Annotated in this window: 12 protein-coding genes; 7 read left to right on the top strand and 5 right to left on the bottom strand. The window is 28.6% G+C overall.

Annotated features, from left to right (window positions below; translation table 11 throughout):
* Positions 1-34: 34 nt before the first annotated feature.
* The 5 genes from jag to rpmH all read right to left on the bottom strand — a co-directional run bounded on the left by jag (position 35) and on the right by rpmH (position 2253).
* Entirely contained in the window at positions 35-664 is a 630-nt protein-coding gene (gene jag / locus CLOBL_RS18955) for an RNA-binding cell elongation regulator Jag/EloR (protein ID WP_077860457.1), read from the bottom strand.
* Positions 665-711: 47 nt separating this feature from the next.
* On the bottom strand, positions 712-1479 hold the full coding sequence (locus tag CLOBL_RS18960; RefSeq protein WP_077860458.1) for a membrane protein insertase YidC: 768 nt from the start codon (positions 1477-1479) through the stop codon (positions 712-714).
* A gap of 22 nt (positions 1480-1501) precedes the next feature.
* Positions 1502-1711 carry a membrane protein insertion efficiency factor YidD gene (gene yidD, locus CLOBL_RS18965; RefSeq protein WP_009167651.1) on the bottom strand — a complete coding sequence of 70 codons (210 nt, stop codon included), beginning with the start codon at positions 1709-1711 and terminating at the stop codon, positions 1502-1504.
* Positions 1683-2057, bottom strand: coding sequence for a ribonuclease P protein component (gene rnpA / locus CLOBL_RS18970; protein WP_009167652.1), 375 nt, complete (start codon positions 2055-2057; stop codon positions 1683-1685). The genes yidD and rnpA overlap by 29 nt, the downstream gene beginning before the upstream one ends.
* Before the next feature lie 61 nt (positions 2058-2118).
* Positions 2119-2253, bottom strand: coding sequence for a 50S ribosomal protein L34 (gene rpmH / locus CLOBL_RS18975; RefSeq protein WP_009167653.1), 135 nt, complete (start codon positions 2251-2253; stop codon positions 2119-2121).
* Positions 2254-2757: 504 nt separating this feature from the next.
* On the opposite strand from rpmH, the gene dnaA reads away from it, so the two are divergent.
* The 7 genes from dnaA (at position 2758) to gyrA (ending at position 11597) form a co-directional block, all read left to right on the top strand.
* Positions 2758-4107, top strand: a complete 1350-nt coding sequence (gene dnaA, locus CLOBL_RS18980; protein ID WP_077860459.1) for a chromosomal replication initiator protein DnaA — start codon at positions 2758-2760, stop codon at positions 4105-4107.
* Between the two features lie 261 nt (positions 4108-4368).
* Positions 4369-5469 (top strand): DNA polymerase III subunit beta, encoded by a 1101-nt coding sequence (gene dnaN, locus CLOBL_RS18985; RefSeq protein WP_009167655.1) that lies wholly within the window; start codon positions 4369-4371, stop codon positions 5467-5469.
* A gap of 40 nt (positions 5470-5509) precedes the next feature.
* Positions 5510-5716 (top strand): RNA-binding S4 domain-containing protein, encoded by a 207-nt coding sequence (locus CLOBL_RS18990; protein ID WP_077860460.1) that lies wholly within the window; start codon positions 5510-5512, stop codon positions 5714-5716.
* 59 nt (positions 5717-5775) lie between these two features.
* Positions 5776-6858 (top strand): DNA replication/repair protein RecF, encoded by a 1083-nt coding sequence (gene recF / locus CLOBL_RS18995; RefSeq protein ID WP_077860461.1) that lies wholly within the window; start codon positions 5776-5778, stop codon positions 6856-6858.
* Positions 6859-6872: 14 nt separating this feature from the next.
* Positions 6873-7133: an extracellular matrix/biofilm biosynthesis regulator RemA family protein gene (locus CLOBL_RS19000; RefSeq protein ID WP_077860462.1), complete on the top strand. Its 261-nt coding sequence runs from the start codon at positions 6873-6875 to the stop codon at positions 7131-7133.
* A 51-nt stretch (positions 7134-7184) separates the two neighbouring features.
* Complete coding sequence (gene gyrB / locus CLOBL_RS19005; protein ID WP_077860463.1) at positions 7185-9092, top strand: DNA topoisomerase (ATP-hydrolyzing) subunit B; 1908 nt, start codon at positions 7185-7187, stop codon at positions 9090-9092.
* A gap of 21 nt (positions 9093-9113) precedes the next feature.
* Positions 9114-11597, top strand: a complete 2484-nt coding sequence (gene gyrA / locus CLOBL_RS19010) for a DNA gyrase subunit A (protein WP_077860464.1) — start codon at positions 9114-9116, stop codon at positions 11595-11597.
* The last annotated feature ends 401 nt before the right edge of the window (positions 11598-11998 follow it).

Genomic DNA, 11998 nt, shown 5'->3' on the forward strand with positions numbered 1-11998 from the left:
GTAAACTTAAAAAGAAAGCCATTTAGGCTTTCTTCTACAAATCTTTTTTTAATTCAACAACTACCCTTCTAAACGGTTCATCACCTTCACTATATGTATTAATAAAGGCATCTTCCTGAAGTGCAGAATGAATAACTCGTCTCTCATACGGATTCATTGGCTCTAACTTAAATAATTTTCTTGTTTTCTTAACCTTATTAGCTGTTTTAATAGCAAGTCCTTTAAGGGTTTCTTCTCTTTTGCTTCTATAATTTTCGGTATCTAGTATGACCCTTTTATGAGGAAGCTCATGAACCTTATTAACTATTAATGAAACTAGGTATTGTATTGAGTCCAATGTTTCTCCTCTATAACCAATTATCAATCCCATTCTTTCTCCTGATAAATTAATTATAATAGTATCATTTTCTTCTCTCACACTTATATCAGCTTCAATTTCCATACATTTAAGTATGTTAGCTATAAAATCTTTTGCTTCTTTGATATAATCATATTTACTAGTAACTCTAATTTTAGCTGGCTTAACTCCTATAACATTAAATAAACCTTTTGAACCATACTCTAAAATTTCAACATCAACCATGTTTTTCTCAGTATTTAATTCAATTAAAGCTTTATTTAAGGCCTCTTCAACAGTTTTTCCTTCTATTTCTATTGATCTCATCGGTTAATTCACCACCTCTAATATCCAAGCAAACTTAAATTACTTAATTATTTATTTTTTTTTCTTTTTTTACTAGCCAAATTTTTAGGTTCTTCAACTGCCATAACAAATTTTTCTGATTCGACTTTAGTTTCTTTCTCTTTAACTTCATTCATATCTTTTACTGAAGGTCTATAATTTAAGAAATATGTTTGTATAGTTTGAATCAAATTACCAATTATCCAATATAAAACTAATATAGCACTGAAATTCCATGACATGAATCCCATCATTCCAGCCATAGCTAAATTCATAGTTCCCATATTCATTCCATTAGGTTGAGATGGAGTGGATTTAGTCATTAAATATGATGGTAAGTACGTTGATAATGCAGCTAAAATAGCTAATATATGCCATGGATCAGGGGCAAATAAGTTTTTAATCCATAAAAATGATGCTCCTTCTATTCCATGTATGCCCATGAAAACCCAATAAAGAGCCATTAATATTGGTAATGGAAGCAATGATGGAAGACACCCTCCAGCCATACTAACATTGTTATCCTTATATAGCTTCATAGTTTCTACACTTAATTTTTCTTTATCATCCTTATATTTTTCTTGAAGCTTTTTAAGTTCTGGTTGAAGTTTTTGCATTCCTCGTGTAGATCTTGCTGCCTTAATGTTAAATGGCAATATTAAAATTCTTATAATTAATGTGAATAAAAATATCGCTAAAACATAAGATAGCCCAACATCTGATACTCCCATACTAACTATAAAGTTATGCAGGGAATCAAATATGCTTTTCATAAAATCAACTATCGCTTGAAACATTAAAAAATATCCCTCCTATATTTCATCTTACTGGATCATACCCACCCTTGCCAAAAGGATTACATCTTAATATTCTGTAAATTGCCATTATGCTTCCTTTAAATGCCCCATATTTATTTATAGCATCCAGAGCATATTGTGAGCATGTTGGCGTAAACCTACAGCATGAAGGTCTCCCAGGTGAAATATGTTTTCTATAAAAATTAATTAGGCATATTAGTAATTTCTTCATTATATAAGCCTGCCTTCTTAATTAAATTTCTCATAGCTTTCTCTACTTCAAAATATTTCTTGTCTTTCATAGGATTTCTTGCTATAAAAATAAAATCATATTCTTTTATCATATAATCATAATTTAATCTAAAACTTTCGCTTATTAATCTTTTGCATCTACTCCTAATAACACTGTTTCCTACTTTTTTACTCACAGAAACACCTAATTTATTATAACAATTATGATATTTATCTTTATTCTTTTTATTCTTTATTATATACATAACTAAAAGGTCATTTGCAAATGACTTCCCTCTTCTATATATAAATGTAAATTCAAAATTTTTTTTCAATCTATAAATCATAGATATTTATATTCTCCTTTTTTCCCTGCATTTGCAGAAAAAAGGCCACTTAGAGCGGCCCTTAAGCTGTTAATTTTTTTCTTCCTTTTTGTCTTCTGCTTTTAAGAATGTTTCTTCCTGATTGAGTGCTCATTCTCTTTCTAAAACCATGTTCCTTTTTTGTTTGTCTTTTTTTAGGTTGATAAGTCATGAACATTAACATGCACCCCCTTAAATAAATTATTTATAGTAAAAACTATACTTAACTAATTTTAAATTTTACTTAATCTATTATATATATATACTATTTTCCTGTCAAGGTGGTAATAATTGTTGATAAATATATTTATATATATTTTTTTGTGGATAATTTCTTGAATATCAACAATTACTTATGTTATCATAAATATTATGTTGTGAATAACTTATTATTTTAAGAACTTATCCACATGTGTGGATAAATATGTGCATAACTTGTTTATCTTATGTTATTTGTTCATATTACAAATTGCATATTCACTTAATTATGTACATGTTTATAACTTTTTATAGTTACATGTTATTAAATTTTTAATCAATTTATATATAAACATAATTATTAACATGTTGATATATTTATATACATACTTGGCGATAATATAATACTGTTGATATATCTGTTGATAAATTGTACATAAGTCGCATAAAATTTTTTTTATAAAATACTGGAGGAATAATAAAAATGGATGCCGATCTAAAAAACTTGTGGAATAAAACCTTAACTATTATAAAAAGTGAGCTTAGTGAAGTTAGCTTCAATACTTGGATTAAAAGCTGTGAACCTATATCTATCTCTTCAGATACTTTAAGGATAAGCGTTCCAAATTCCTTTACTCAAGATATTTTAGATAAGCGTTATAAAGATTTAGTTGCAAACTCAATAAAAGCTGTTTGTTCAAAATTATATAAAATTGAATTTATTATAATGTCTGATAACTACGAAAAAGAAGAAAATAAAAGTAACACTCCACAAGCATCAAAATCAATTACGGTTAATGATGAAATGTCTTCAACATTAAATCCAAAGTATACATTTAATTCTTTTGTAATAGGTAATAGTAATCGATTTGCTCACGCTGCATCACTTGCAGTTGCAGAATCACCTGCCAAAGCCTACAATCCACTATTTATATATGGCGGTGTTGGACTCGGAAAAACTCACTTAATGCATGCTATAGGTCATTATATCTTAGATGGTAATCCAAATGCTAAAGTAGTATATGTTTCTTCTGAAAAATTTACTAATGAATTAATTAATGCAATTAAAGATGATAAAAATGAAGAATTTAGAAATAAATATAGAAATGTAGATATTCTACTTATTGATGATATACAGTTTATAGCAGGAAAAGAACGTACACAAGAAGAATTCTTCCATACATTTAATGCATTACATGATGCAAACAAACAAATCATATTATCTTCAGATAGACCGCCAAAGGAAATTCCAACATTAGAAGACAGACTACGCTCCAGATTTGAATGGGGATTAATTGCAGACATACAAGTTCCTGATTTCGAAACTAGAATGGCTATTTTAAAAAAGAAAGCTGATGTTGAAAATTTAAATGTAGCTAATGAAGTTATGGGGTATATTGCTACAAGAATTAAATCAAATATCAGAGAGCTTGAAGGCGCTTTGATAAGGATAATTGCTTACTCTTCATTAACTAATAGAGAGGTCACTGTGGATCTAGCTTCCGAAGCATTGAAAGATATAATTTCTAAAAAACAAGGTAAGCATGTGACTATTGATACTATACAAGATGTAGTGTCTAGTTACTTTAATTTGCGTGTTGATGATTTAAAATCTCAAAGAAGAACTAGAAATGTTGCTTATCCAAGACAAATTGCAATGTATTTAAGCAGAAAACTAACAGATATGTCTTTACCTAAGATTGGGGAAGAGTTTGGTGGAAGAGATCATACTACTGTTATTCATGCTTATGAAAAAATATCTGAAAATCTAAAAACTGACGATTCGTTGCAAAATACAATTAATGATATAACTAAAAAGTTGACTCAAAATTAATCCACAACTGTATATAACAACTATATAATAAATTGTGGATAATGTTTTTCTAGTTATAATAAGTTTAATGTTGTGGATAAGTGGTTTTATTTGTTACCGAATTATCCACAACATTTTTGAATGAAATTCTGTGGATATTACTTGGCTTAAGGTAGTTATCAACAAATTAACACTCCCTACTACTATTATTACTATAAAAATATTTATCTATATCTATTTTTTATCTTTAATTTCCTGTTAATAAATAAGGAGGATTTCAAAATGATTTTTACATGTGAAAAACAAAAAATATTAGAAGGAATATCAATAGTTCAAAAAGCTATAACAGGTAAATCAACGTTACCTATACTTGAAGGTGTATACATAAAAACTGAACAATCAACATTAACACTTATAGGTTCAGATATGGATGTTAGCATTCAAACTTCTGTTGATGCTACAATCATAGAAGAAGGTAACATTGTAATAGATGCTAAAATATTTGGCGAAATAATAAGAAAATTACCAAATTCAACAATAAAGATAGAGACTATTGAAAATCAGTTAATTAAAATAACTTGTGAAAAATCTATATTTGATGTTGTTTATATGAATACAAATGAATTTCCTGAATTACCTGAGATCAATGAAAATCTAAAGATATCAGTAAATCAAAATATACTAAAAAACATGATTAAAGGAACATCTTTTGCTATTGCCCAAGATGAAACACGACCAATTCTTCAAGGTATATTGTTTGAAGTAAAAAATAAAAATTTAAATTTAGTTGCTCTTGATGGCTATAGATTAGCAATTAGAAGTGAATTTTTAGATACTGATATTGATGTAGAAGTTGTTATACCAGGTAAAACATTAAATGAAGTATCTAAAATATTAGAAGATGTGGATGATATTGTAGATATAACATTTACTAATAATCATATATTATTCAATTTAGAGAGAACTAAGATAATATCTAGGTTATTAGAAGGTAAATTTATAAATTACAATTCACTATTGCCGCAAGAACATAAATTATTAGTTAGCGTTAATAGACAAAAATTACAAAATGCTATTGAAAGAGCATCATTAATGGCTAAAGATGGAAACACTAATTTAATAAAATTAGATTTACAACAAGATAATTTAATAATTACATCTAATTCTCAATTGGGAAAGGTAAGAGAGGAAATATCCATAAAATTGCAAGGTGAAGAAGTACAAATTGCATTTAACTCAAAATACTTATTAGATGTTTTAAAAAATGTAGAAGAAGATGAAGTTGTTATGAAAATGACTTCGAGTATAAGTCCATGTGTAATTGAGGAAAAGGATAACGAAAATTCTAAATACCTGGTTTTACCAGTAAGATTAATGAGATAGGAGGATAAATATTATTTTTGTAATATTTATAACAAATTAAATGAATAAAGTAAAAATTAATACTGAATATATAAAGTTAGATGCTTTTTTAAAATGGGCTGCAATTGTTAGTTCAGGTGCAGAAGCTAAACTTTATATACAAGATGGATTAGTTAAGGTAAATAATGAAATTTGCATTCAACGAGGAAAAAAAATAAAAATAGGTGATATTGTAAGTTTTGAAAATTCAGATTTTGAAATTATATGAAATAATAAATAAACTGTTATTTTATTATTATGATATAATTATTTATAGGTGTATTTTTTATGTATGTTAAAAATATAAGTTTAGTTAATTATAGGAACTATTCAAATCTAAACATAGAATTGGCTCAAAATGTTAATGTGTTTATAGGAGATAATGCTCAAGGAAAAACTAACATTTTAGAGTCAATTTATTATGGTGCCTTTGCTAAATCTCATAGGACTTCAAAGGATAGAGAGCTAATAAGCTGGAATAAGAGTAATGCTTACATAAGTTTGCTCATTGGAAAAAATAGACTTGATAAAAGGATAGATATAAATATCCTAAGAGACGGAAAAAAAGCTATAAAAGTAAATAATATTAAAATAAATAAGATTGGAGAGTTATTTGGGACATTCAATGTTGTAATGTTTTCTCCAGAAGACTTAAAGGTCATTAAGGAAGCTCCAAGTTTAAGAAGGCGATTATTAGATATGGAATTATCCCAAATAAATTCTAAATATTACTTTAACTTAGTTCAATATAATAAAATTTTAAATGAACGGAATATTTTGTTAAAAAGCAAAACATTCAATGAAGATGTTTTAGAAGTATATGATATACAATTAATTGAATATGCTGATTATATTATTTCAAAACGGTTAGAATATATAGAAAAGATAAATATTTATGGAAGTCAAATACATAAAGAGATAACATCTGGTAAAGAAAATATTAATTTTATATATAATTGTACTGTTAATTTAGATAACTTTAAAAATAATTATTCAAAGAAATTAAAAGATAATTTATTGAGAGATAGGGAAAAAGGTTTAACATCAGTAGGACCTCATAGGGATGATTTTAATATTTTTATAAACGATGTAGATGTTAAGACTTTTGGATCTCAAGGACAACAGCGTACATCAATTTTAACTATGAAATTTTCATCTTTAAAAATCATTAAAGAAGTTACAGGAGAGTATCCAGTTTTATTGCTAGACGATGTTCTCTCAGAGCTTGATATAAATAGACAAATATATATATTAAGTACGATACAGGACATACAAACAATAATAACATGTACTGGAATAGATGATTTGAAGGATTATTTAGATGATAAAGCTAAAAGATTTGTTGTGTCAAATGGACGAATTTTAAATTAGAGGAGGAATGGTTAGTGTTTTTGCATTTAGGTGAGAATGTTGTGGTTCCAATTAAAGATATTATTGGAATATTCGATTTACAAAATACAATGTACAGTTCAGATACAATACAGTTTTTGAGGTTGGCTGAAGAAGATGGATTTGTAGAAAGAATTACAGAGGAAAAGCCAAAATCATTCATTATAGCAGAGGTTAATAATAAGAGTAAGATATATCTTTCACCAATATCATCAACAACATTGACAAAAAGAACTGATATTGAGTATAGTTCGTAATTTTATAAAATTAAAAATTTTAATATTTATTAAGTTTAGGAGGAGTCTGATTTGGAACAAAATAATAGAGAATATGATGAAAATCAGATACAAGTTCTTGAAGGATTAGAAGCAGTAAGAAAAAGACCAGGTATGTATATCGGAAGCACAAGCCCAAGAGGCCTTCATCATTTAGTTTATGAAATAGTTGATAATAGTATCGATGAAGCATTAGCTGGGTATTGCAAAAAAATAGAAGTGTATATCAATGAGGATAATTCAATTACAGTAACTGATGATGGTAGAGGTATGCCTGTAGGAATTCATCCTAAAATGGGAAAATCTACTGTAGAAGTTATAATGACAATACTACATGCTGGCGGTAAATTTGGCGGTGGAGGATATAAGGTTTCAGGTGGACTACATGGAGTTGGTGCGTCTGTTGTTAATGCACTGTCAGAAGAATGTACTGTTACAGTTAAAAGAGATGGACATATATGGGAACAAAAATATAGTAAAGGTAAAGTTCTTACTGAAGTTACCCAAATAGGAAACAGCGATGAAACTGGAACAGAAACATATTTTAAACCTGATGCTGGAATATTTGATGAAATAGTTTTTGATTTTGAAGTATTATCTCAAAGGTTAAGAGAATTAGCTTTCTTAAATAAGGGTATATACATAAAGCTAGTAGATAAGAGAGATGAAAAAGAAGAAGTTTTTCATTATGAAGGTGGAATTAAGTCATTTGTTAGTTATTTAAATAGAAACAAAGTACCACTTCATGATGAACCAATATATATCGAAGGAGTAAAAGATAATATAGCTGTGGAAGTAGCGCTTCAATATAATGATGGGTATACTGAAAGTATTTTTTCTTTTGCAAATAATATTGATACAGTAGAAGGGGGAACCCATTTAGTTGGTTTTAAAACTGCACTTACAAGAGTATTTAATGATTATGCAAAGAAATTTGGTCATATAAAGGAAAATGATAAGAATTTTACTGGTGATGATATAAGAGAAGGGCTTACAGCAGTTATATCTGTTAAGATTGAAGAACCTCAATTTGAAGGCCAAACTAAAACCAAATTAGGAAATAGTGAAGTTAGAGGAATCGTTGATTCTGTTGTTGGGGAAAATGTAGGAACATTTTTAGAGGAGAATCCTAACATAGGAAAAATGATAGTAGATAAAGCTTTAATGGCGGCAAGAGCTAGAGATGCGGCTAGAAAAGCAAGAGAATTAACAAGAAAATCAGTATTAGAAAGATCTGCATTGCCCGGGAAATTAGCAGATTGTTCCTCAAAGGATCCAAGAGAATGTGAAATTTATATTGTCGAAGGAGATTCTGCGGGTGGATCAGCTAAGCAAGGAAGAAATAGAAAATTCCAAGCAATTCTTCCTCTAAGAGGAAAAATATTAAACGTTGAGAAACAAAGATTAGATAGAATATTAAATGCAGATACAATTAGATCAATGGTTACTGCATTCGGTGCTGGTATTGGAAATGATTTTGATATAGAAAAAATAAGATACAACAGAATTATAATTATGACTGATGCCGATGTTGATGGTGCTCATATTAGAACGTTATTATTAACATTCTTCTACAGATATATGAGAGATTTAATTGATGATGGTCATGTGTATATAGCACAGCCACCATTATATAAGGTTAGTAAAGGTAAAAAGGATTATTATGCATATACAGATTCTGAGTTAGAAAATGTATTGTCTGAAGTTGGTGGAAAAGATAATTCTACTGATATTCAGAGATACAAAGGTTTAGGTGAAATGAACGCTACTCAATTATGGGATACAACAATGGATCCAGAAAAGAGAATTTTATTAAAAGTAAATATAGAGGATGCTATGGCTGCTGATGAAATTTTCACAATTTTGATGGGTGAAAAAGTTGAGCCAAGAAAAGAGTTTATACAACAAAATGCTAAATATGTTGTCAATTTAGACATTTAGTACTGATATGAGGTGAAGTACATGAATTTTAATGAGGGTAAAGTTGAACTCGTTGATATTAATAAAGAAATGAAAAGATGCTATATAGATTATGCTATGAGTGTTATAGTTGGGCGTGCACTGCCAGATGTTAGAGATGGATTAAAGCCTGTTCATAGAAGAATATTATATTCTTTACAGGAATTAGGATTAACTCCTGATAAAGGATATAGAAAATGTGCAAGAATAGTTGGAGATGTTTTAGGTAAATATCATCCACATGGAGATAGTTCTGTATATGATGCGCTAGTAAGAATGGCTCAAGACTTTTCAATGAGATATATGCTAGTTGATGGACATGGAAACTTTGGATCAGTTGACGGTGATAGTGCTGCAGCAATGAGATATACAGAAGCTAAGATGAATAAAATAGCAGTTGAGATGTTAAGAGACATAAACAAAAATACTGTTGACTTTATGCCAAATTTTGATGGTGAAGAACAAGAACCAGTAGTTGTACCATCTAGATTTCCAAATCTCTTAGTAAATGGGTCATCAGGAATTGCTGTAGGAATGGCAACTAATATTCCACCACATAATTTAGGTGAAATAATAGATGGTACAATTATGCTTATAGACAATCCTGAAAGTACAGTTTTAGAGCTTATGGGAAAAATTCAAGGACCAGATTTTCCTACAGGAGCTACTATTATGGGGAAAGCTGGTATAAGAGAAGCATATGAAACAGGAAAAGGAAAAGTTATTGTTAGAGCAAATGCCGAAATTGAAGAAGAAAATGGAAGGCATTCAATAATAATTACAGAAATACCATATCAAGTTAACAAAGCAAAGCTTGTTGAAAGCATTGCTGATTTAGTAAAAGATAAAAAGATTACTGGAATATCCGATTTAAGAGATGAATCGGATAGAGAAGGTATGAGAATAGTAATTGAACTTAAAAGAGATGCTAATCCTAATGTAACATTAAACTTATTATATAAACATACAAAGCTTCAAGATACATTTGGAATTATTATGTTAGCACTAGTCAATAATGAGCCAAAAGTTTTAAATTTAAAACAAATATTAGAGAATTATGTAGATTTCCAAAAGGAAGTTATAACAAGAAGAACTGTATTTGAATTAAACAAGGCGGAAGCAAGAGCCCATATATTAGAGGGATTAAAAATAGCATTAGATAATATCGATGAAGTAATAAGCATAATAAGGAACTCTAAGACTAGTGAAATTGCAAAAGATACGTTAATAGAAAGATTTAATCTTTCAGAAAAACAGTCTCAAGCTATATTAGAAATGAGGTTAAGAAGGTTAACTGGTTTAGAAAGAGATAAGATCGAAGAAGAGTACAACGAATTAATGAAACAAATTGAATATTTAAAATCTATTTTAGCTAGTGAAGAAAAGTTATTAGGAGTTATTAAAGATGAACTTTTAGAAATAAAGGCTAAATATTCAGATGAAAGAAGAAGTAAAATTGAAAAGATTATCAATGAAATAGATATAGAGGATCTAATTCAAGAAGAAGAAGTTGTTATAACATTAACACATTCAGGATATATAAAGAGAATTTCAGCTGATACTTATTCATCACAAAGAAGAGGTGGAAAGGGTATTCAAGCAATGTCAACTAAAGAAGATGATTTTGTTGAACATCTAATGATAACATCTACCCATTCAGATGTATTATTCTTCACAAATAAGGGAAGAGTATACAAATTAAGAGCATATGAAATTCCTGACGCTGGAAGACAAGCGAAAGGTACCAATATTATAAACATTATAGCAATAGAACCTGATGAAATAATTCAAACTGTATTAACAGTAACTGATGATAGAAAAGAAGGATATCTATTCATGGGCACTAAACAAGGAATAGTGAAGAAGACTCCATTAAGTGAATTTAAAAATTTAAGAAAAAATGGATTAATTGCAATAAGCTTAAAAGATGGAGATGAACTATTAAAAGTTAAGAATACCTATGGTGATGCTAATATCATGGTTGTAACTCAAAATGGTTACGCAGTTAAGTTTAACGAAAAAGATGTTAGATCTATGGGAAGAACTGCATCCGGAGTTAGAGCAATTAACTTAAAAGAAGATGATATTGCTGTATGTATGGATATAGCTGTTGATGGAGAAGAACTACTAGTAATAAGTGAAAATGGATTTGGAAAGAGGACTCCTATTTCAGAGTATAAGCTTCAAAATAGAGGTGGAGTAGGATTAATAACCTATAAAATAAGTGAAAAAACAGGAAAGCTTGCAGGAGCAACAATATGTAAAGTTGATGATGAATTAATGCTTATAAACTCTAGTGGTGTAGCTATTAGAATTAATGTAGCAGATATATCAGTTACAAGTAGATCTGCAATGGGTGTAACATTAATGAGAACTAATGATGACGAAAAAGTAGTTGCTATAGCTAAAATAGCAAGTAGCGATGATGATGAAATCTCAGATGATGAGAACAGTAATGATAATGAAATAAGTAAATCAGAAGAATAAAAATATTATGTTTATTCAAATAAGGCCGAACAATATAGAGATATATTAAGGCCTTATTTTTATATAAGAAAGTAATAAGTATAAAAAAGATGCATCATATGATCCTAGCGTATCATAAGTAGTAATACAAAGAAAAAATAAGAAAATAAAAGAAATATAGAAATAATTCGTAATAATAATAATAATTAAGATAAATAACCACAAAAATTATGTTAAGATAATCTACGTCGCCAAGGCATATAACAACTATAAATAAATGTTAAAAAGTAATTTTTAAAAAGTTGTTGACAAGGTTTAAATCAAGTGATATACTAAGAAAGTCGCTTGAGGGTGACAAAATAAATAGGAAATTACAACGAAAGTTGTGAAAGAAAATGGTCTTTGAAAATTGAACAGAAAAT

The sequence above is a fragment of the Clostridium sp. BL-8 genome, assembly GCF_002006495.1.
Taxonomy (GTDB): Bacteria; Bacillota; Clostridia; order Clostridiales; family Clostridiaceae; genus Clostridium.